Genomic DNA, 20,895 nt, shown 5'->3' with positions numbered 1-20,895 from the left:
CGCATGCCGCCGGAGAACTGGTGCGGGTAGTCGTCGATCCGGCGTTCCGGTGACGGGATGCCGACGGTGGCGAGGAGGTCGACGGCGCGTTCTCGTGCCGCCTTGCCTGTGAGGCCCATGTGCAGCTCGATCGGCTCGATCAGTTGGGTGCCGACGGTTCGCACCGGGTTCAGCGACGTCATCGGATCCTGAAAGATCATGGCGATCTGATTGCCGCGCACCCGACGTATCTCCCGGTCGGACAGCGACAGGAGATCGGCGGCACCGAAGGTCGCCGTCCCTGACACTCGAGCGGGGGGTGTGGGGAGGAGCTGGAGCAACGCCAGCGCGGACACCGATTTGCCGGATCCGGACTCCCCGACGATCGCCAACGTCTCACCCCGGTCGATGTGATAGGAGATCCCGTTGACCACGTGGGCGGTGCCGGTGCGGGTGCCGAACTCGATCCGGAGATCCTGGACGTCCAGTACACGCTCGCTCATTTCGTGCCCCGCGATTCGATGACCGACCGCTGCTGCGGATCGAGGGCGTCACGCAGTCCGTCTCCCAGGAAGTTGAACGACATGACCGTCAGCAGGATGGCCAGGCCGGGGAACACCGCCATCCACCACTTGTTCGACAACAGGTGATCGCGGCTTTCCGACAGCATGCTGCCCCATGTCGGCACATCCGGCGGCACGCCGAGGCCGAGGAAGGACAGCGCCGCCTCGGACAGGATCACCCCCGCCACGTTGAATGACGCGATCACGGTCAGCGGCGCGATGATGTTGGGCAGGATGGTGCGGAAGAGGATCGAGAACGTGCTGTCGCCCATTGCGCGGGCGGCCTCGACATATTCCTTTTCGCGCAAGCTGAGTGTTTGCGCCCGCACGATCCGCGCATAGGTGATCCATTGACCGATGCCGAGGACCAGGATGATGTTGACCAGCCCCGGCCCCAGCACGACCAGGAACATGATCGCCAGCAGGATGAAGGGAAAGGCCAGCTGGATATCGCCAAGCCGCATGAGCACATCGTCGATCCAGCCACCGAAATAGCCCGAGACCAGCCCCGCGATGGTGCCCAATGTGCCACCGACGGCAATCGCCGCGACACCCACAAGCAATGACACGCGCGCCCCGTAGAGCAGCCGCGACAGCACGTCCCGGCCCAACTGGTCGGAGCCGAGCCAATAGGTCAGGCTGCCTGCCCCGGCCTCGCCGGGTTCCAGCAACCGCATCATGATGTTCTGCCGATTCGGGTCGAACGGCGCCAGCCAGGGCCCGAAGATGGCCACGAAGGTCACGACAAGCAGGATCAGCATCCCCACCAGCGCCCATCGGCTGGTCAGCATGCTCTGGAAGGCGCGGCGCAGTTCCTTGCGGCGGTAGGACGTTGCCATGCCGGAAACGGCCTGGGTGTCGGCGCTGCTCGGGGCGGGTGAAGTAGCGGCCATGTCGCGCTCCCTAGAGTTTCACGCGCGGGTCGAGGCGCGCGTAGATCAGATCGACGATGAGGTTGAGAAGAATGAAGATGACGGCCAGCAGGATCACCGAGGCCTGCACCACCGGAATGTCACGCTGGTTGATCGCGTTGAACACCAGACGTCCGATGCCGGGATAGGAGAACACGGTCTCCACCACCACGACACCGCCCAGGAGAAAGCCGAACTCCAGCCCGATCATGGTGACGACCGGCAGCCACGCGTTGCGCATCGCGTGATGGATCACCACGCGGCGTTCCGAGATCCCCTTGGAGCGCGCGGTGCGGACGTAATCCTGCTGCAGCACCTCCAGCATCGAGGACCGGATCAATCGCGCATTGCGCGCCAGCGTGTAGGTGCCGACCGCGATGGCGGGCATGATCATGTAATAGAGCGAGCGCGGCAGGTTGGAGAATGCGGTCGAGAAATCCCCCTCGAACAGCGGTTCCAGGAACGGGACATTGCCCGAGATCGGGAACCAGCGCAGGTAGAGTCCGAAGAACAGGATCATCATGATTCCCATCCAGAAATTCGGGATCGACTGGCCAAGCATCGCGAAGGTCATGATGCCACCATCGGCGGGCTTGCCGCGCTTCAGGGCCGCATAGATGCCAAGCGGAATCGACAGGCCGATCGCCAGCAGCAGCGAGAAGAAGGTCAGCTCGATCGTGGCGGGCATGGCTTGCAGAACCACGTCCATCGCGGGCTGCCGATAGCTCAGCGAATTGCCGAAATCGCCTTGCAGCGCGTTCCAGACATAGCTGAGATACTGCACATGCAGGGGTCGGTCGAAGCCGAGCGCCTCGCGGGCGCGGGCGATCTCCTCGACGCTGGCGTTTTCCGAGACGAAAAGGAAGGTCGGGTCGCCGCCCATCTGTAGGGAAATGAAGCTGATCAGCGTCACGCCGATCAACACGATGATGCTTTGCAGAAGGCGTCTTGCCAGGAATGTCCACATGCTGCGGTGCCCTTTACCGAACTGTCATTGCTGCGGCAGACCTGGCCCGGTTCCGGTATCCCCGGTGCCGCAAGCCGCCCTTTGGATTAGTGGATGCGCGCATGGCGTTTCCGAACATTGGCCGTCCCTCATGTTTTCGCGTCGACATCGCCCTGGGATGCTTGACAATCAATTCGATGTTCTCCCAAAGTAGAAATTAGATTGTCGACAGTATGACAACCAAATCACGCGGGCTCGGATGCGTCAAGCTCGCAAATCGCGAAACGGATCGGGTCGGGCGCGTTTTTCGCGACGGCCCGGATCCGGTGGACCAAGGGGCACCTATGATCAAGAAGACAGCAGAGCTTGCACGGACCCGGTCACGGGTCTGCCGGGGTCGGCCAGGCGTCGGGGCATCGCACGAGGGGGCTTTGGGCCATGCCGCGTGACACCCCCGAGTCGTCCACCGGGGCGCCGCTTCTGGAGGTGCGCAACCTGCAGACCACCTTCGACCTGACCAAGAAACTGTCGATCCAGGCCGTCGATGGCGTCAGCTTCCGGGTTCATCCCGGCGAGACGCTGGCCATTGTCGGCGAAAGCGGGTCCGGCAAATCCGTGACCAGCCTGTCGATCATGGGCCTTTTGCCCAAGGATGTGGGCCGTGTCTCGGCGGGCAGCATCAAGTTGCAGGGCCGCGAGATCACCACGCTCAGCGATGCAGAAATGCGTGATATTCGCGGGCGTGAGATCGGGATGATCTTCCAGGAACCGATGACCAGCCTGAACCCGGTCCACACCATCGGCCAGCAGATCGCCGAGATGGTCATCCGGCACCAGAAACTGTCGAAATCCCGCGCCCGCGCCCGCGCCATCGAAATGCTGGAGGTGGTCGGCATCCCCGAGCCGAAACGCCGGGTCGACAATTACCCGCACGAGATGTCGGGCGGGATGCGCCAGCGCGCCATGATCGCGATGGCGCTGGCCTGCGAACCCCGCATCCTGATCGCGGACGAGCCGACTACGGCGCTGGACGTCACCATCCAGGCGCAGATGCTGGAGCTGATGCAGGACCTGCAGAAGAAGCTCGGCATGGCGATCATCTTCATCACCCATGACCTCGGCGTGGTGGCGGAAGTCGCCGACCGGGTCGTGGTGATGTATGGCGGCCAGGTCGTGGAGACCGCCAGCGTCGAGGATATCTTCCGCAACCCGCGGATGCCCTACACCGCCGGTCTGATGAACTCGATCCCGCGGCTCGGCTCCTCGATCAACAAGAAACGGCTGGAAGCGATTCCCGGCACCGTGCCCGCCCTGACCAACCTGCCCAGGGGCTGCCGGTTCCATCCGCGCTGCGCCTATGTGCAGGATATCTGCAAGGCGGCCCTGCCTGACCTGGAAGAGGCCAGCGACGGCCACATGATCCGCTGCGTCCGCTGGCGCGAGCTGTCCCTGAACGAAAGGCAAGCCTCATGACGGCCCCCCTCCTCCAGGTCGACAACCTGCAGAAGTATTTCCCGATCCATGGCGGCGTATTGCGAAGGGTCGTCAACAACGTCAAGGCGGTCGACGGGATCAGCTTCGACATCAATCCCGGCGAGGTCGTGGGCCTGGTCGGCGAAAGCGGCTCGGGCAAGACCACGGTAGGGCGCACCATATTGAGGCTCGAACAGGCGACGTCCGGCGCGGTGCGTTTCGGCGGCACCGACGTGATGGGCCTCGGCACGTCGCAGATGCGGGCCTATCGCAAGAAGATGCAGATCATCTTTCAGGACCCATACGCCAGCCTGAACCCGCGCGAGAAAATCCGCGAGATCCTGACCCACCCGCTGCGCCTGCACAAGATCGGGTCCGCGTCCGAACACGAAGACCGCGCCGCGGCACTTCTGGAGAAGGTCGGCCTGGCACGCGATCACCTGGACCGCTTCCCGCATGAGTTCTCGGGCGGCCAGCGGCAACGTATCGGCATCGCCCGCGCCCTGGCGGTCGAGCCGCAATTCATCGTCGCCGACGAACCGGTCTCGGCGCTCGACGTGTCAATCCAGGCCCAGGTGATCAACCTGCTGGAGGATCTCAAGAACGATCTCGACCTCACCATGCTGTTCATCGCGCATGATCTGGGCGTGGTCGAACATATCTGCGACCGGGTCATCGTGATGTATCTGGGCCGCGTGATGGAGATTGCCTCTGCCGCCGATCTCTATGCCCGGCCCAATCACCCCTATACCAAGGCGCTGCTGTCCGCGGTGCCGATCCCCGAACCGGGCAAACGGCGCGAGCGTGTGGCGCTGAAGGGCGACATCCCCAGCCCGATCAACCCGCCCTCGGGCTGCGTCTTTCGTACCCGCTGCCCGCTGGCGACGCCGGAATGCGCCAAGGTCGTGCCCGAACTGAAGCCGGTGGGCGAAGGCCATACCAGCGCCTGCATCCACACCACCTAAGGGGGTTCGCCCCTGCCATCCATCGCCGGGACCGGCCCCCAAGGTTGCCTCCCCAGCCTACGAGCCGGTTGCGGCGATGGATGCGTTCTTCTTGCGTATTCGGGCCTCACGCGCTGACTGTCCCGCCCGATTCCCGTGCGCTGCGAACGTATCATGCCGAAACCTGCGCATGAATGCTTGACAAGGTTCAAACTCGTGCCGCATTGTCCACTTATGGATTGTCGACATTACACAACAGCACGGTCTACGGAACCCCCTGCGGCAAATGCCACGGGTTGTATCCAATCGACCTCTGACCTGTTGATTGCAGTTGCCACATCCCTGACCTCCTCCGTTAAATATCGCCACCTTCCAGCCGGGCCGAGCGCCCGCCGGGAAATTCTTGAATGTTCTGGAGGAGCCCACCCATGACCCCCGCAAAACCGGCCCTGACCGGACCGATGCCGGACGATATCGCGCCGATTGAAAACGTCCCCCTGCGCGTCCAGGTCGCCGACCGGCTGCGCAACGCCATTCTCAGTGGCAAGCTGAGGCCCGGCACCGGCCTGGTGGAAACCGCCCTGGCCGAGCAAATGAATGTCAGCCGCGCCCCGATTCGCGAGGCGATCCAGATCCTGGAAAATGACGGGCTGGTGGAAACCATCGCCTACAAGGGCAAGCGGGTGAAGCCGCTGACCGCCCGCGAGGTGGCCGAGACCTATTCCCTGCGCGAGGTGTTCGAGGTGATGGCCGTGCGCCGAATCCTGGAAAACGGCGCGCCGCTCGATGCGCTCTATGCCCATTGCGCCGAAATGACGGCCGCCGCCGAGGCCGACAATTTCGAGGCCCTGGTGGCGGCCGACGAAGCCTTTCACCATTCGCTGATCCGGCTGGCCGATCACGACCTGCTGATGTCGTCGTGGAAGAACCTCTACCTGCGCATTCACCAGATCATGGCGCTGCGCAACCGTGACGAACGCAACCTGAGCGAGGTCGCGGGCAACCACCCGCCCATCGTGCAGGCCATCGCCGATGGCGACGCCGAGCGCGCGATCAAGCTCATTTCCGACCATACCCGTATCCTGGCCGCATTCGATCCGGCCACCATCGTGGATTCCCAGTGACCGCCGAGCTCTGACACAAGGTGCCTCGCACCGCCCTGGATGATCTCGGCCCCGACGAAACCGGACTGATTGAGAATACTGCAAAAAGACCGACCGATCCGTCCTCCGACGACCATCCAACAGGTGAAAGGATAGCCAATGCCAAGACTGAACCACTTGCTTGCAGCCGGCGCTGCCAGCCTCGCGCTGACAACGGGGGCCTTTGCGCAGCCCTCCGACGATACCATCGTCGTGGGCCTGAGCGCCGATATCAACACCCTCGACCCGGCCGCGATCTCGTCGCGCGACAACTCCAACATCGCGCGCCACATCTTCGGGACGCTCTATTCCATGGGCGGTGACGGCGTCGCCACACCCGACCTGGCCAACAATCTGGAGATTTCGGACGATGGCCTGGCCTATGTCTACACCCTCAACGAGGGGCTGACCTGCCAGGACGGCGAGCCGCTGACCGCAGAGGATGCGGCCTATTCCTTCAACCGCGCCGCGGATCCGGAAAACGCCTTCACCGGCAACACGCCGGGCTTCATCTTCAGCTCGATCGACTTCCAGGGCGCCGAGGCGCTGGACGAACAGCGCGTGCAGATCAACCTGGGCGCCCGCAACCCGATCGCCTTCGGCCTGATCGCCGAGGTCTTCATCCACTGCATGGACAGCTATGAAGAGATGACCCTGGACGAGGCATCGCGCAATCCGATCGGCTCCGGCCCCTATCGTCTGGTCGATTGGCGTCCCGGTTCCGAGGTCGTGCTGGAAGCCGTCGAAGGCGCCGATGTGGGCTTTCAGAACATCATCTGGCGCATCATTCCCGAAGCCTCGACCCGCGCCGCCGAGCTGATGGCGGGCAATGTCGACATCATCACCAATGTCGCGCCCGACCAGATGGACGTGATCAACGCCTCCGGCAATGCCGAAGTGAACCCGATCCAGGGCACGCGGCGTATGTATGTCGGCTTCAACCTCAGCGATTCAATGGCGCAGGAGCCCGGTGGCGACGCGATCCAGGATCCGGCTGTGCGCCGCGCCCTGCAATATGCGGTCAACGTGCCCGCCATCTGCCGCCAGCTTCTGAACTTCGAGTGCGAGCGGATGACCGGCATCGTGAACCCGCAGAACGCGCATCCGGATCTGGAGCCCTACCCCTATGACCCCGCAGAGGCCGAGCGCCTTCTGGACGAGGCCGGCTGGCCGCGTGGCGATGACGGCATCCGCTTCTCGATCGCCTTCCAGGCCGGTCAGGGCCGTTACCTGAACGATGCCAACGTCGTGCAGGCGATCACCCAGTACCTGGAAGACGTGGGGCTGGATGTCGATCTGCAGATCATGGAATGGTCCAGCGTCTACATCCCGATCATCCGCGAACGCAACGCAGGTCCGCTCTACTTCATCGGATCGGGCGGCGCGCTCTGGAGCCCGCTCTACGACATGACGGACCTCTCCACCGTCGATGCCGGCACCAACTACACCCACTGGGACGACCCCCGCTGGTTCGACCGTTGGGCTGACATCGCGGCTGCGGAAAGCGAAGAGGAAACCCGCGAGATCGTGAACGAGATGCTGCAGGTCTTCTACGATGACGGCCCCTGGCTGCACCTCTACTTCCAGCCGGATTTCTACGGCGTCAGCAACCGCATCGACTGGGAGCCGCGCCCGGATGAAAAGGTCTATCTCTTCGATGCGACCCTGAACTGAACAGGTTCTCTCCCTGTCGCTTGCGGCTGGCGGGGTGCCGGATCTTCGGGTCCGGCACCTCCGGCCTTCCCTCTCCCCGCCCCTTTCGGCGGGTTTTTTTTGGCGGGTGCCGCTACCGTCCCAGCCAGCCGCCATCCACCGGCAAGGTGATCCCGGTGATGTAGCCGGACGCCTCTGACGCCAGGAAGGTGACGGCCCCCGCAATATCAGCAGGCTCGGCCCAGCGCCCGATGGGAATACGGTCAAGGATCGCCTGGTTGCGCACCGGATCGGCGCGCAGGGCATCGGTATTGTTGGTGGCGACATAGCCGGGCGCGACGGCGTTCACCCGGACGCCTGAGGCCGACCACTCGTTCGATAGCGTCTTGGTCAGACCGGCCACACCGCTTTTCGAAGCGGTATAGGACGGGATGCGGATGCCGCCCTGAAAAGACAGCAGCGAGGCGATGTTGATGATGCTGCCGCCCCTGCCCGCCGCCAGCCGCGCCTTGGCGAAGGCCTGCGACAGGAAGAACACGACCTTCAGATTGATATCCATCACCTCATCCCAGTCTTCTTCGGTGAAGTCGATACTGTCGGCGCGGCGGATGATCCCGGCGTTGTTGACCAGGATGTTGATCGGCCCGAAGCGCTCCTGCGCCTCGGCGAAGGCCTCGGTCGCGCCCGTGACGGTGCCCAGATCGGCCCTCAGCGCATCCGCGTGACCGCCCTCGGCCCGGACCGCGGCCAGGGTTTCGTCCATGCCCGAGCGTCCGACCGCCACCACGTGGCAGCCGTGGCGCGCAAGGTCGACGGCGATGGCCTGGCCGATCCCCGTATTCGCGCCGGTGACAAAGGCGCGCGCGGCATCGAGGTAGAAGGGGCTCATCGAAGGTCCTCCATCGCGATCATGTCGACATCGGTGTAATCCACATTGTCCCCCGCCATGGCCCAGATGAAGCTGTAGGACGAGGTGCCCGCCCCGCAATGGATCGACCAGGGCGGCGACAGCACCGCCTGTTCGTTGCGCAAGATCATGTGACGGGTCTCGTCTGGCTGACCCATCAGGTGGACAACGGTATTGTCGCCTTCCAGATCGAGGTAGAGATAGGCCTCGGACCGCCGCTCATGCTTATGTGCGGGCATAGTGTTCCAGACCGATCCCGTTCCCAGCCGGGTCATGCCCATCACGATTTGGCAGCTGTCCATCACTGCCGGGTGGACGACCTGGTAGATGATGCGTTCATTCGAGGTGTCGCGCCCGCCAAGCGGAACCTGCGCGGCGTCCTTTATGGTGACAAGCCGCGCGGGGATGGCGCGATGCGCGGGGGCCGAGATGATGTAGAACCGTGCCTCACGCCCCGAAATGGTGACCGCGCCGCTGCCCATCCCGAGATAGAGCATGTCGCAGCGGCCCAGATCGTAGCTCTCGCCGCCCGCCTCGACCTTGCCCGCATCGCCCAGGTTCACCAGCACCGCCTCACGCCGGTCCAGCCAGGAGGGCGACCCCGCTTCCTTGACCGCGTCGATGGTCAACGGCCCGCTTTTCGGCATCGCGCCGCCGACGATCATGCGGTCATACTGCGAATAGGTCAGTGTCACGCAATCGGGTTGGAACAGGTTGTCTATCAGGAATTCGTCCCTGAGCGCGCCGGTATCCATGGTCTTGGCGTGGCGCGGATCAATCGCGCGCCGGAGTTGGGTCTTGAGCATTCTATCCTCCCGGTTTCGGTTTCATCCTTGGCACCGCCCGCGCATCCCGCGCGTCACGATGCGATCTCCGCCCGCTTCCACTGGCCCCGGTAGAGCCTTCGGTGGAACACGGGGAATTTCAGAAGCTCCTCGGCCAGCAGCAGCGACAGCACCCAGACCGCGCCGACATCGAGATAGAGCACCGCCAGCGCCGTCGCCGGAACCCGGAACAGCCATTGCGACCAGACGAAGATGTGCATCACGTAGATGGTGTCGCCGGCCGCGCGCAGCGTGTTGCCGCAGATCGCGTTCGAGCCCTTGGGGAACGGCAGAAGGACCAGGACCGGCAGGAAGGACAGAAGAATGGCGCGGGTTTGCGGGGCCAGGTCGGAATAGAGGGTATTCGCCGACAGGCTGACCGCCAGCAACAGCGCCGCAACTGCCCCCGCGGCGATGAAGGCCCCGCGCCAGGCGCTGCTCAGGAACCGGTCCAGCACGGCCTCGTCCCGGCGTTGGCCGAGCAGTTGGGCGACGATGATCCCCGTCGCCTGCGCCCATTGCATCCCTATGGTTCCCGTCACCATGATCCACGGCGCGATCAGCGTCATGGCGGCGAACTCGTTCAGCTCCAGCCGCGCGTAGATCAGGGTGCAGACATGGGTGGCGAAGGTCGCGCTGACGAAGGTGGCGGCGATGGGCAGCGAGAACGCCACATAGCGCTTCAGCGTGGGGATAAAGCGGCCCTGCCGCCATCCCGGCACGTGGCGCAGATACCCGTCATGGCGCCGCAGGCAGGCGACCAGGTAGACCACCTGCACGGCGCTGGCGACGGCACTGCCCAGGGCCGCGCCGGTCACGCCCATCGCGGGCAACCCCCAATAGCCATGGATCAGCACGACGCTGCACAGGACGTTCACCGGCAGGGCCAGACCATAGCTGATCAGCGGCACCCGCGTTCGGCCGCAGCCGTTGAAATAGCTGGTCAGACAGATGGCGATGGCCGAGCCCAGGATCACGAGGGAAAACACGGCAAGATAGTCGCCCGCGAGGCCCGCGACCTCTGCGTTTGGGGCCATCCAGCCGATCAGGGGTGCCCCGAAGAGGGTGATCACCGCCAGCCCGAAACAGCCCACCGCCAGACTGACCGCAAGGCCCGAGGCCAGGGTGGATTTCAGAAACACCGCGTCGCCTGTGCCATAGGCCTGCGCGGTGCGGATCTGCATCGCGTTGGAAAAGGCCAGGATTGCGCCCAGGACGAACCCGGCAATCGCCGCTGCCAGTCCCATGGCGGCAAGCGGCGTCTCGCCCAGGGCCGAGACCAGGTAGGCGTCGATGACGACGGTGCCGTGCAGGATAATGGCCTTCAGCGTCATCGGCCAGGCCAGCGCGAAGACGTGGCCGGCGGTCGGGCCCGCGATCGGGGCGGACGTGGTCAAGGGTGTATCGGAAGGCATCGGGGCGGCGTGTTTCCATTTGGGCCGGGTCGCCGCATCTGTCGGACCCGACCGGGCGGCGTCAGAGGTCGTCCGGCTCGATGTAGGTGGCATTGGTCTTGGCGACCCGCTCGATGGTTTCATCCAGCCGCGACAGGTGCAGCGTTCCGACCTCGATGGCGGCCTCCGCGTCATGGCGTTTCACGGCCTCGGCAATGGTACGGTGATCCTCGACCAGCGCGGGCATCCGGTATTCCTTGGACAGGCCGAGCATGCAGAGCCGGTCAACCTTGGACTTTTCCGCCATGATCACGTCAAAGGCGAAATCGGCCCGCGCGATCACGCAGAGCGTGCGGTGAAATTCGTAGTCCAGCGCGCCGAACCCATCGACATCGCCCTCCTCGACCGCTTTTTCCTGCGCGACCAGGGCCGCATCCAGCAGCGCGGCGCCTTCGGCATCGCAATAGAGTGCCGCGCGCCGCAGGACCTCGCGCTCGACCGCGGATCGAACGAAGCGCGACTTGGTGATCTCGCGCATCGAGAAGCGCTTGACCTCGGTTGCCCGCTGCGGGCGGATCAGCAGCAGGTCCAGATTGGCCAGCCGACTGAACGCATCGCGCACGGGCTGGCGTGAGACACCGAACATGGTGGCGACCTCGGCCTCGGAGATCTTGTCGCCCGGACGCAGGCGCAGCGACAGGATCTCGTCATAGAGATAGTCAAAGACATCGTCGACGCTGGTTCGCCGTTCACCGTTCTGTGCGATCTGCACCATCGATTCTTCTCCGTTCACTCTTCGCCGGGGCCAAATGCGCCCGGAATTGCCCTGCCAAAGTCCAAACAACCAAGGTTTTCGGGTCTGGCATTTGCGGGCGGCTGCCTCTTCCTACACCGATTTAGACTAGTATACCAGAACAATTACTAGTATACCAGTTCGAAATCAGGGGCGAATCATCCGCTCCGACCGTCATGCCGCCGATCCGCGGCGCACTCAGGGGAGGGAGGGCGACATGTCCGGTGTAAGTCTCGATGGCATCGTGAAGGCATATGGCGCGGTGCAGGTTGTTCACGGCATCGACCTGGAGGTTCAGGAGAAGGAATTCGTCGTCCTCGTCGGCCCCTCGGGCTGCGGCAAGTCGACGACCCTGCGCATGATCGCGGGGCTTGAGGAAATCACCGACGGCGAGCTGAAGATCGACGGGCGCCTGGTGAACCGCGTGGCCCCCAAGGATCGCGACGTGGCCATGGTGTTCCAGAACTACGCGCTCTACCCGCATCTGAACGTCTCGGAGAACATCGCCTTCGGCCTGCGCATCCGCAAGGAGCCGAAGGACAGGATCGCTGCCTCGGTCGAAGAGGTCGCGGGCATCCTGGGCCTGACCGAGTATCTCGACCGCCGCCCGGCCGACCTGTCCGGCGGTCAGCGCCAGCGCGTCGCAATGGGCCGCGCCATCGTGCGCCGCCCCAAGGTCTTCCTGTTCGACGAGCCGCTCTCCAACCTCGACGCCAAGCTGCGCACCCAGATGCGCGCCGAGATCAAGCGGCTGCATAACCGCCTGGGTGTGACCAGCGTCTATGTCACGCATGATCAGGTCGAGGCGATGACGCTGGCCGACCGCATCGTCGTGATGAATGACGGGCGGATCGAACAGATCGGCACCCCGATGGAGCTGTTCTTGAACCCCGCCAACATGTTCGTGGCCGAGTTTCTGGGCGCGCCGCCGATGAACATGGTCCAGGCCGAGATCGTCGCGGGCGAAGGTCAGCCCGCCGCGCAGTTCCAGGGCCACAGGATCGCCCTGCCCAAGATCGACTCGCTGCAAAACGCGGTTGGCCGACATGTCACGGTCGGCATCCGTCCCGAGTTCGCGGAAATCGCCGATGACAGTGTCGCGGGGCGCGTCGGGATCGACATCGACCTGGTCGAGACACTCGGTTCCGAGGCACTGATCCACGCATCGCTGGCAGGCAAACCCTTCGTGATCCGAACCGACACGGTCGGCCAGATGGCCAAGCTGGACCATGTCAGCGGCTTCACCGTGCCGCCGCACCTTATCCGCGTCTTCGACAGCGAAACCGGTCGCGCGCTGGCCGGTCAGGTGACCGCGGCATGAGTATCGACCCCGAAATCAGCGGCGCCCGCACCGAAGAGCTTGTCATCGAGGCACGCGAGGCACAGCGCGACCGAAAGGCCGGTCGCATCCAGCGTGTCGGCGACCACCTGCGCCGGGAATGGCAGATCTACCTGCTGCTCCTGCCCACGATCATCTGGCTGCTGCTGTTCCTCTACAAGCCGATGTATGGCCTGCAGATCGCGTTCAAGGATTACTCGGTTTTCCGCGGCATCGCGGACAGCCCCTGGATCGGGTTCGAGCATTTCGAGACCCTGTTCAACAACGACCAGTTCATCCGCGCCATCCGCAACACGCTGATCATCAGCGTCTACAGTCTGATCATCGGGTTTCCGGTGCCGATCCTGCTGGCGCTGATGTTCAACGAGGTGCTGAACCAGGGCTTCAAGAAGGCCACGCAGACCATCGTCTACCTGCCGCATTTCATCTCGTCGGTGATCATCGCGGGCATTGTCATAACGGCCTACTCGCCCTCGGCGGGCATCGTGAACACGGTCATCGGGTGGTTCGGCTTCGATCCGGTCTATTTCCTGACCCGACCGGAATGGTTCAGGCCCATCTTCATCGGCACGGGCATCTGGCAGGAGGCCGGGTTCCAGTCGATCGTCTACCTGGCCGCCATCGCCGGTGTCTCGCCCACGCTCTATGAAAGCGCCGTGGTCGATGGGGCCAGCCGCTGGCAGATGATGTGGAAGATCACCATTCCGTCGATCCTGCCGACGATCATCATCATGTTGATCATCCGCATCGGAAACATCCTCGAAGTGTCGTTCGAGATGATCATCCTGCTCTACCAGCCCGCCACCTACGCGACGGCGGATGTGGTCAACACCTTCATCTACCGGCAGGGCATCCAGGGCGGTCAATACGACCTTGCCGCCGCCGCCGGCCTGTTCAACGCGGTTGTCGCCTTCGTCCTGGTGATCACGGCCAACACGATCTCGAAGCGCTACTCGCGCACGAGCCTCTGGTGAGGGGGACCGGACAATGATCAACATGAACCTCTATTCGCGCGGCGACCGGGCCTTTGTGATCCTGAACATGGTTCTGATCGGCCTCTTCGCCCTCTCGGCCCTCTACCCGTTCATCTATATCGCGTCGCTGTCGCTGAGCTCCGGTTTCGAGGCGCGGGCGGGCAACGTGATCCTGACGCCCGTGGGTTTCACGCTGGAAGCCTATGAGCGGGTGCTGTCGGAGCGCATGTTCTGGATCTCCTACCGCAACACCTTCATCTACACGATCGGCGGCACGCTGATGAGCCTCGCCTTCCTGATCCCCGGCGCCTATGCGCTGTCGCGGACGCAGCTTTTTGGCCGACGGTTCTGGAACTTCATGGTGGCCTTCACGATGTGGTTCAACGCGGGCCTGATCCCGTTCTTCCTGAACATGCGCGATCTGGGCCTCCTGGACAGCTATTTCGGCATCATGATCGGCTTTGCCGTCAACGGCTTCAACCTGATCCTGCTGCGCAATTTCTTCGAGGCCATTCCGAAAAGCTTCGAGGAAGCCGCGCGGATGGACGGGGCCAATGAATTCCAGGTGCTGTGGAAGGTCTTCGTGCCGCTCAGCAAACCGGCCATCGCCACCGTTGCGCTCTTCTGCATCGTGTCGCGCTGGAACGGGTTTTTCTGGGCCATGGTCCTCTTGCAGGACGAGGAGAAGATCCCGCTTCAGGTCTACCTGCGCCACGTCATCCTGGAGCTCAGCGATGACGAGGAGTTTGCCTCGACCCTGCTGACCTCGACCTATTCCTTCGAGACCGTGAGCGCTGCGATCATCGTCTGCTCGATCATCCCGATCATCATCATCTACCCGTTCCTTCAGAAGTATTTCACCAAGGGCATCATGCTCGGCGGTGTGAAGGAATGACCCGTTTCGCAATCAGGGAGGACACTATGCGAAAACTCACCTTGGCCTCGGCCATCCTGGCCTCAACCGCCCTTACGGCACCGGCCTTTGCCGACGGACATCTCATGATCGTCGAAGAGCCGCTGGAACTGACCATCCACATGCACTGGCCCCGCGCGCAGGGCTATGGCGTCGGTGGATCGCCCTCTGAGATCTACCCGGTCGAGATGGCCGCGCGCGAGATGACGGGCATCCACCTTGTCGACCAGACCGCGGGCCGCAACACCACCGATTCCGGCGAGGCGATGAACCTGCTGTTGGCCCAGGGCAACATGCCCGACATCGTCGGCGGCCACCTGATCTTGCAGCCCGTCAACGAGTTCGGCCCGCAAGGCGCCTTCGTTCCGCTGAACGACCTCGTCTCCGAGTATGCACCAAACATCCAGGCATTCTGGGACGAGAACCCCGAAATCCTGGCCGCGATCACCGCCTATGACGGCAACTATTACTACATCCCCTACCTGCCCGATGGCGAGTTCGGCCGCGCCTGGTTCATTCGCCAGGACTGGCTGGATGCCCTGGGACTGGAGCAGCCGCAGAACGTGGACGAGCTCTATGACGTGCTGGTCGCCTTCCGCGACGACGACCCCAACGGCAATGGCGTGCAGGATGAGATCCCCTATTTCGCCCGCCAATGGGAAGAGGTGAACCGCCTGCTGACGCTTTGGGATGCGCGGTCTTCCGGGTCGGACACCTATCACGATTTCTACGTCAATGATGAGAGCCAGATCGTGCATCCCTATGCGCAGGTGGCCTATCGCGATGCGCTGGCCAATGTGGCGCAGTGGTACGAGGAAGGGTTGATCGACCCCGAGATCTTCACCCGCGGCTCGTCCTCGCGCGACTACCTGCTGTCGGAGAACCTGGGCGGCATGACGCATGACTGGTTCGCCTCTACCTCGGGCTACAACGCGGCGTTGGCCGAGACGGTCGAAGGCTTCAACTTCATTCCGTTCCTGCCGCCCGCCTCTGCCGCCGGTGTCCGGATGGAGGAGCATCGCCGCATCCCCGTGAAACCCGATGGATGGGCGATCAGCTACTCCAACGAGCACCTGGTCGAGACGATCCAGTATTTCGATTTCTGGTTCACCGAGGAAGGCCGCAACCTGGCGAATTTCGGTGTCGAGGGCGAAACCTGGAACATGGTCGACGGTGAGCCTGTCTTCACCGATGCCGTTCTGAACAGCGACCGCGCCGTCAACAGTCAGATGTATGACGAGGGCGCGCAGATCCAGCGCGGCTACTTCCAGGATTACCGCTACGAATGGCAGTGGACCTCGCAAGCCGCCCGCGAGGGTATCGAGCTCTACAGTGCCAACGACCTCTTGGTGCCGCAATTCCTGGGCGTGTCGCTGAACGAGGAAGAACAGGCCGTCTACGACCGCTACTGGCCGTCGCTGCGCACCTACATGCTGGAACGCCAGCAGGCCTGGATTCTGGGCTCGGGCGACGTGCAGGAAGACTGGGACGACTATGTCGAAACCCTGGATGAGATGGGCCTGGAAGACGTGCTCGAGGTCATGAACGCGGCCTACACGCGTCAGAACAGCTGACCCCAAGACGATGACCGGGCGCGGGGCCACCCCGCACCGCGCCCGGACACCACAGGACTTGACCGCAGCTCTAGAACAAACGGCAGATCGAACGTGAACATGAACACCAAAACCCCGCACATCCTCGACGAACCGGACGCCGCGCGGCTGATGATCAGCTACGCGCCCACCGAGGACAGCGAGATCGCCGAGAACCCGCCCCGCTTTACCTGGCTGCCGGTGATCGAGGACGAGGCGCAATACGTGCTGCGCGTCTCGACCGATCCCGCCTTCGCTGCCAAGAAGACGCAGGTCTTCGCCAACATCCCGCTGAATTTCTTCACCCCCGACAGTATTTTCGCGCCGGGTGATTACCACTGGTCCTACGCGGTCTGCGATCCCGACACCGGCGATCCGATCACGACCTGGAGCCGAACGCGCCGCTTTTCTCTGGCCGAAGGTCTGCCCGAGACACCCCTGCCCGCGCGGCGCACCCGGTTTGCCGCGGCCCCTCCCAGCCATCCGCGCCTGTGGCTGACGCAAGACCGCCTGAGCGAGTTCCGCGCCGCCGTGAAATCCGATCCCGATCACTGCACCTGGTCCACCTTCTGGAGCAAGAGCGTCGCGCCCTGGATGGACCGCGAGATCATGGCCGAGCCCGCGGGATACCCCAATCACCAGCGTGTCGCGCCGATCTGGCGGCAGACCTATATCGAATTGCAGGAGCTGATGTACGCGATCCGCCACCTCGCCATTGGCGGTCAGGTGACGCAAGACGCAAAGATGCTGGACCGCGCCAAGGCGTGGCTGCTGGAGGCGGCAAGCTGGGACCCGATGGGCGTCACCTCGCGCGCCTATACCGACGAATGGGCCTATCGCGTCACCAACGCGCTGACCTGGGGGTATGACTGGCTTTATGATCACCTGGACGAGGATGAACGCGCAGTGGTGCGCAGGGCCCTCGTGGCGCGCACCCGCGACATCGCCGATCACGCCATCAAGAACGCCAAGATCCACCTCTTTCCCTATGACAGCCACGCGGTGCGCTCGGTCTCGCTGACCTTGGTGCCCGCCTGTATCGCGCTTCTGGGCGAAGAGGACGAGGCGCGCGACTGGCTGGATTACTGCGTCGAGTTCCTGTTCACCGTCTATTCGCCCTGGGGCGACACTGATGGCGGTTGGGCCGAGGGCACGAATTACTGGATGATGGGCATGGCCTATCTGATCGACGCCGCCAACCGGCTGAAAAGCTATGCGGGCATCGACCTCTACAAACGCCCGTTCCTCCAGAACACCGCCGATTTTCCGCTCTTCTGCAAGGCCCCCAACACCCGCCGCGCGACCTTTGGCGACGACAGCACCCAGGGCGATCTGCCGGGCATCAAGACTGGCCTCAACATGCGCCAGTTCGCGGGCGTCACCGGCAACGGCGCGTATCAGTGGTATTGCGAGGAAAACCTGCGCACCAACCCCGGCACCGAGATGGAGTTCTACAACTGGGGCTGGTGGGACACGAATTTCGACGAGATGGTGTTCCAGACCGATTTCCCGGTGGTCGAGGCAACCGCACCCGAAGGCGGGTTGCGCCACTTCAAGGGCATCGGCTGGGTCGGCGTGCAGCACGCCATGGATGACCCCGACAGTCACGTGCAGTTCGTGTTCAAGTCCTCGCCCTTCGGGTCGATCAGCCACAGCCACGGCGACCAGAACGCGTTCTGCATGGCCGCCTTCGGCGAGGATCTGGCGATCCAGTCGGGCTATTACGTCGCCTTCAACAGCACCATGCACCAGAAATGGCGGCGGCAGACCCGATCCAAGAACGCCATCCTGATCAATGGCAAGGGGCAGTATGCCGACAAGAACAAGGCCAAGGCGATGGCCGCGACGGGCCGCATCCTGGCCGCCGAGGAGCATGAGGATCACGTCTATATCAAGGGCGACGCGACGCCCGCCTATCGCAGCCTCTCGCCTGAAGTGACGCTGGCCGAGCGCGAGGTCTATTTTGTGCAGAACGGCTATTTCGTGATCGTGGACAGCGTCGATGCCGACCGGCCCGTCACGGTGGAATGGCTGCTGCATGCAAATGCGCCCTTCCAGCTTGGCAAATCCTCGTTCCGCTACAGCGGCGAACGCGCGGGCTTCTACGGGCAGGTGATCTGGTCCGAGGTCGGCGCGCCCGAGATCACGCAGCGGACAGGCTTTCCCGATGTCGATCCGTCCGAATACGAGGGCCTGCCCGTCAGCACCTGCCTGACCGCGCGCTACCCCGCCGCCATGCGCCACCGCATCGCCACCCTGCTGGTGCCCTACAAGCTGGACGCGCCCAGGCGGATTTTCCACTTCCTCGACGACCAGGGCTACGACGCTGACCTCTATTTCACCGACACGGACGAAAACACGTTCCGCGTGGTGATGAAGAAACTGGCCAAGACCTGACCCTGTCGCACCGGGCACAACCCGACCTCTGAACGCGGAGATGCAAGAATGACAGTCAAGAACCTCTTTCTCGGAGACGAGAACGCGCTTTTCGATGCGGGCGGCGGCCTGACCCGCAAGGTCTGCGCCCACAGCGACACCATGATGTGCGTCGAAGTCCATTTCGAGAAAGGCACGGTCGCGGCCCTGCACAGCCATCCGCACGAGCAGATCACCTATGTGATTTCCGGCAAGTTCGAGTTCACCGTCGGCGACAAGACCCATGTCGTCGGCCCCGGAGACTCGCTCTACAAGCAACCACACATCGTTCACGGGGCAACCTGCCTGGAGGCGGGGACGCTGCTGGATATGTTCACGCCCCGGCGCGACGATTTCCTGTGAACCGATAAGACACACCCCAAGGGAGAACACGGCATGACCAAACCTGTCATCGGCTTCATCGGCCTCGGCCTCATGGGCGGCAACATGGTGGAGAACCTGCAAGAGCGCGGCTTCGAGCTTGTCGTGATGGACCTCAACCAGGACGCAGTGAAGGCGGTCATCGACCGTGGCAACGCGCGGGCTGCCGCCTCGGCCCGGGACTTGGCGCAGGCCAGCGACATCGTGATGCTCTGCCTCACCACGTCGGATGTGGTGGAAAGGCTCGTCTATGGCGAAGACGGCATTCTTGCGGGCATCGGCGCGGGCAAGGTAGTGATCGACTTTGGCACCTCCATCCCCGCCTCGACCCGCAAGATCGGGGCCGACCTGGCCGCGAAGGGCGCGGGCATGATCGACGCGCCGCTCGGGCGCACGCCCGCCCACGCCAGGGACGGTCTTCTGAACATCATGGCGGCGGGTGACAAGGCGACCTTCGACAAGGTCAAGCCGGTGCTGGACGAACAGGGCGAGAATGTCTTTTATCTCGGGGCGCTCGGCGCGGGTCACACGACCAAGCTGATCAACAACTTCATGGGCATGACCACGGTCTGCACCATGTCCCAGGCCTTCGCCGTCGCAGACCGCGCGGGCGTGGACCGGGCGCAGCTTTACGAGATCATGTCGACCGGCCCGTCAAATTCGCCCTTCATGGTGTTTTGCAAGAACTACGCCGTGGACGGTGTCAGCGACCTCGGCTTCTCGATCAACAACGCCAACAAGGATCTGGGCTATTTCCTGAAGATGGCCGAAGACCTCGGCACCCGCGCCGAGATCGCCGAGGGCACGTCGAACAACCTCGCGGCGGCGGTTGCCGCGGGCCTGGGCGAGGGCAACGTGCCGGAGATATTCGACTTTTTCCTGAAACTCGGCACCGGGCCTGACCAGGCCGAGGCAGCCGGGAGGAAGACAGCATGAAACTGGCCGGAAAAACCGCGATCGTCACCGGCGGCGGACGCGATATCGGGCGGGCCGTCGCGGTCAAGCTGGCCTCGGAAGGGGCCAATGTGGCAGTCAACTACTTTGCCAGCAGCGCCGGGGCCGAGGAAACCGTCGCGCAGGTCGCGGCCCTTGGTCGCAAGGCCATCGCGATCCAGGGCGACCTCAACAATCCTGCGGATGTCGAGCGGCTGATCGCCGCGACCGTCTCGAAATTCGGCGGCATCGACGTTCTGGTGAACAATGCCGGCGGCCTCGTGGCGCGCAAGACCATTGCCGAGATGTCACTGGAACATTGGCGTGAGGTGATGGACCTCAACCTCACCAGCACCTTCCTGATGGTCAAGGCCTGCCTCCCGCACCTGACGTCAGGCACCATCGTCAACATCGCCAGCCAGGCCGGGCGCGACGGGGGCGGACCGGGGGCCATACCCTATGCAACCTCCAAGGGCGCGGTGATGACGATGACGCGGGGGCTGGCCAAGGAACTGGGTCCGGCGATCCGGGTCAACGCGCTCTGCCCCGGCATGATCGACACCGATTTCCACAACATCCACACGCCCGACGCGGCCCGCAAGGGCTTCGAGGCCGCCGCCCCGGTCAAACGCCAGGGCGTGCCCGAGGATGCCGCCAACCTGGTCCTGTGCCTGGCCCGTGACGATTCCGCCTTCATCACCGGGGCCAATATCGACATCAATGGCGGAATGCTGTTTTCGTGAAACCCGGACCCTGAAACTGACGGAAGGCATGTCGAGATGCGCGTTCTGGCGATTGGCGAATGCATGGCCGAGCTTG

19 protein-coding genes are annotated in these 20,895 nt (G+C 63.6%); 12 read left to right on the top strand and 7 right to left on the bottom strand.

Annotation, left to right across the window (positions count from 1 at the left end; genetic code table 11):
- The 3 genes from Q1V43_RS10920 to Q1V43_RS10910 all read right to left on the bottom strand — a co-directional run.
- Positions 1-482, bottom strand: a 482-nt coding sequence (locus Q1V43_RS10920; protein ID WP_300517727.1) for an ABC transporter ATP-binding protein, incomplete at its 3' end; no start/stop codon positions are given.
- Entirely contained in the window at positions 479-1,435 is a 957-nt protein-coding gene (locus Q1V43_RS10915) for an ABC transporter permease (RefSeq protein WP_300517726.1), read from the bottom strand. The genes Q1V43_RS10915 and Q1V43_RS10920, both read right to left, overlap by 4 nt.
- Before the next feature lie 10 nt (positions 1,436-1,445).
- The gene (locus tag Q1V43_RS10910; protein ID WP_300517725.1) at positions 1,446-2,420 is read right to left on the bottom strand and encodes an ABC transporter permease; all 975 of its coding nucleotides are present in this window, start codon (positions 2,418-2,420) and stop codon (positions 1,446-1,448) included.
- 417 nt (positions 2,421-2,837) lie between these two features.
- Between Q1V43_RS10910 and Q1V43_RS10905 the strand changes: the two genes are divergently transcribed.
- From Q1V43_RS10905 to Q1V43_RS10890, 4 genes are all read left to right on the top strand, one after another.
- Positions 2,838-3,872 (top strand): ABC transporter ATP-binding protein, encoded by a 1,035-nt coding sequence (locus Q1V43_RS10905; RefSeq protein WP_300517724.1) that lies wholly within the window; start codon positions 2,838-2,840, stop codon positions 3,870-3,872.
- On the top strand, positions 3,869-4,837 hold the full coding sequence (locus Q1V43_RS10900; RefSeq protein ID WP_300517723.1) for an oligopeptide/dipeptide ABC transporter ATP-binding protein: 969 nt from the start codon (positions 3,869-3,871) through the stop codon (positions 4,835-4,837). Before Q1V43_RS10905 ends, Q1V43_RS10900 begins: the two co-directional genes overlap by 4 nt.
- A 407-nt stretch (positions 4,838-5,244) precedes the next feature.
- Positions 5,245-5,940 (top strand): GntR family transcriptional regulator, encoded by a 696-nt coding sequence (locus Q1V43_RS10895; RefSeq protein WP_300517722.1) that lies wholly within the window; start codon positions 5,245-5,247, stop codon positions 5,938-5,940.
- A gap of 138 nt (positions 5,941-6,078) precedes the next feature.
- The gene (locus tag Q1V43_RS10890; protein ID WP_300517721.1) at positions 6,079-7,632 is read left to right on the top strand and encodes an ABC transporter substrate-binding protein; all 1,554 of its coding nucleotides are present in this window, start codon (positions 6,079-6,081) and stop codon (positions 7,630-7,632) included.
- 112 nt (positions 7,633-7,744) lie between these two features.
- Here the strand turns inward: Q1V43_RS10890 and kduD are convergent, their stop codons facing one another.
- From kduD to Q1V43_RS10870, 4 genes are all read right to left on the bottom strand, one after another.
- Positions 7,745-8,500, bottom strand: a complete 756-nt coding sequence (kduD, locus tag Q1V43_RS10885; protein ID WP_300517719.1) for a 2-dehydro-3-deoxy-D-gluconate 5-dehydrogenase KduD — start codon at positions 8,498-8,500, stop codon at positions 7,745-7,747.
- Positions 8,497-9,324, bottom strand: coding sequence for a 5-dehydro-4-deoxy-D-glucuronate isomerase (kduI, locus tag Q1V43_RS10880; RefSeq protein ID WP_300517717.1), 828 nt, complete (start codon positions 9,322-9,324; stop codon positions 8,497-8,499). Before kduI ends, kduD begins: the two co-directional genes overlap by 4 nt.
- Positions 9,325-9,377: 53 nt before the next feature.
- Entirely contained in the window at positions 9,378-10,739 is a 1,362-nt protein-coding gene (locus Q1V43_RS10875; RefSeq protein ID WP_300517715.1) for an MATE family efflux transporter, read from the bottom strand.
- Between the two features lie 79 nt (positions 10,740-10,818).
- Entirely contained in the window at positions 10,819-11,529 is a 711-nt protein-coding gene (locus Q1V43_RS10870; RefSeq protein WP_300517713.1) for a GntR family transcriptional regulator, read from the bottom strand.
- 217 nt (positions 11,530-11,746) lie between these two features.
- Between Q1V43_RS10870 and ugpC the strand changes: the two genes are divergently transcribed.
- From ugpC to Q1V43_RS10830, 8 genes are all read left to right on the top strand, one after another.
- Entirely contained in the window at positions 11,747-12,850 is a 1,104-nt protein-coding gene (gene ugpC / locus Q1V43_RS10865) for a sn-glycerol-3-phosphate ABC transporter ATP-binding protein UgpC (RefSeq protein WP_300517711.1), read from the top strand.
- Positions 12,847-13,842: an ABC transporter permease subunit gene (locus Q1V43_RS10860; protein ID WP_300517709.1), complete on the top strand. Its 996-nt coding sequence runs from the start codon at positions 12,847-12,849 to the stop codon at positions 13,840-13,842. The genes ugpC and Q1V43_RS10860 overlap by 4 nt, the downstream gene beginning before the upstream one ends.
- Positions 13,843-13,855: 13 nt before the next feature.
- Positions 13,856-14,737, top strand: a complete 882-nt coding sequence (locus Q1V43_RS10855; protein ID WP_300517706.1) for a carbohydrate ABC transporter permease — start codon at positions 13,856-13,858, stop codon at positions 14,735-14,737.
- A gap of 26 nt (positions 14,738-14,763) precedes the next feature.
- Positions 14,764-16,329 (top strand): extracellular solute-binding protein, encoded by a 1,566-nt coding sequence (locus Q1V43_RS10850; protein ID WP_300517703.1) that lies wholly within the window; start codon positions 14,764-14,766, stop codon positions 16,327-16,329.
- Positions 16,330-16,428: 99 nt separating this feature from the next.
- On the top strand, positions 16,429-18,744 hold the full coding sequence (locus Q1V43_RS10845; RefSeq protein ID WP_300517728.1) for a DUF4962 domain-containing protein: 2,316 nt from the start codon (positions 16,429-16,431) through the stop codon (positions 18,742-18,744).
- Between the two features lie 48 nt (positions 18,745-18,792).
- Positions 18,793-19,125, top strand: a complete 333-nt coding sequence (locus tag Q1V43_RS10840) for a cupin domain-containing protein (RefSeq protein ID WP_300517701.1) — start codon at positions 18,793-18,795, stop codon at positions 19,123-19,125.
- Positions 19,126-19,158: 33 nt separating this feature from the next.
- Positions 19,159-20,079, top strand: coding sequence for an NAD(P)-dependent oxidoreductase (locus Q1V43_RS10835; protein ID WP_300517699.1), 921 nt, complete (start codon positions 19,159-19,161; stop codon positions 20,077-20,079).
- Positions 20,076-20,819, top strand: coding sequence for a 3-oxoacyl-ACP reductase family protein (locus Q1V43_RS10830; protein WP_300517696.1), 744 nt, complete (start codon positions 20,076-20,078; stop codon positions 20,817-20,819). Before Q1V43_RS10835 ends, Q1V43_RS10830 begins: the two co-directional genes overlap by 4 nt.
- Positions 20,820-20,895: the final 76 nt, after the last annotated feature.

The organism is Aliiroseovarius sp., from assembly GCF_030148435.1.
Classification (GTDB): domain Bacteria; phylum Pseudomonadota; class Alphaproteobacteria; order Rhodobacterales; family Rhodobacteraceae; genus JASBTN01.
This window is presented reverse-complemented; position numbering and strand designations above follow the sequence as displayed.

Bases quoted from the DNA above. Each gene is read 5' to 3' on its own strand.
- Q1V43_RS10915 (WP_300517726.1), bottom strand. From the start codon at position 1,435: ATGGCCGCTACTTCACCCGCCCCGAGCAGCGCCGACACCCAGGCCGTT.
- Q1V43_RS10910 (WP_300517725.1), bottom strand. From the start codon at position 2,420: ATGTGGACATTCCTGGCAAGACGCCTTCTGCAAAGCATCATCGTGTTG.
- Q1V43_RS10905 (WP_300517724.1), top strand. From the start codon at position 2,838: ATGCCGCGTGACACCCCCGAGTCGTCCACCGGGGCGCCGCTTCTGGAG.
- Q1V43_RS10900 (WP_300517723.1), top strand. From the start codon at position 3,869: ATGACGGCCCCCCTCCTCCAGGTCGACAACCTGCAGAAGTATTTCCCG.
- Q1V43_RS10895 (WP_300517722.1), top strand. From the start codon at position 5,245: ATGACCCCCGCAAAACCGGCCCTGACCGGACCGATGCCGGACGATATC.
- Q1V43_RS10890 (WP_300517721.1), top strand. From the start codon at position 6,079: ATGCCAAGACTGAACCACTTGCTTGCAGCCGGCGCTGCCAGCCTCGCG.
- kduD (WP_300517719.1), bottom strand. From the start codon at position 8,500: ATGAGCCCCTTCTACCTCGATGCCGCGCGCGCCTTTGTCACCGGCGCG.
- kduI (WP_300517717.1), bottom strand. From the start codon at position 9,324: ATGCTCAAGACCCAACTCCGGCGCGCGATTGATCCGCGCCACGCCAAG.
- ugpC (WP_300517711.1), top strand. From the start codon at position 11,747: ATGTCCGGTGTAAGTCTCGATGGCATCGTGAAGGCATATGGCGCGGTG.
- Q1V43_RS10860 (WP_300517709.1), top strand. From the start codon at position 12,847: ATGAGTATCGACCCCGAAATCAGCGGCGCCCGCACCGAAGAGCTTGTC.
- Q1V43_RS10855 (WP_300517706.1), top strand. From the start codon at position 13,856: ATGATCAACATGAACCTCTATTCGCGCGGCGACCGGGCCTTTGTGATC.
- Q1V43_RS10850 (WP_300517703.1), top strand. From the start codon at position 14,764: ATGCGAAAACTCACCTTGGCCTCGGCCATCCTGGCCTCAACCGCCCTT.
- Q1V43_RS10845 (WP_300517728.1), top strand. From the start codon at position 16,429: ATGAACACCAAAACCCCGCACATCCTCGACGAACCGGACGCCGCGCGG.
- Q1V43_RS10840 (WP_300517701.1), top strand. From the start codon at position 18,793: ATGACAGTCAAGAACCTCTTTCTCGGAGACGAGAACGCGCTTTTCGAT.
- Q1V43_RS10835 (WP_300517699.1), top strand. From the start codon at position 19,159: ATGACCAAACCTGTCATCGGCTTCATCGGCCTCGGCCTCATGGGCGGC.
- Q1V43_RS10830 (WP_300517696.1), top strand. From the start codon at position 20,076: ATGAAACTGGCCGGAAAAACCGCGATCGTCACCGGCGGCGGACGCGAT.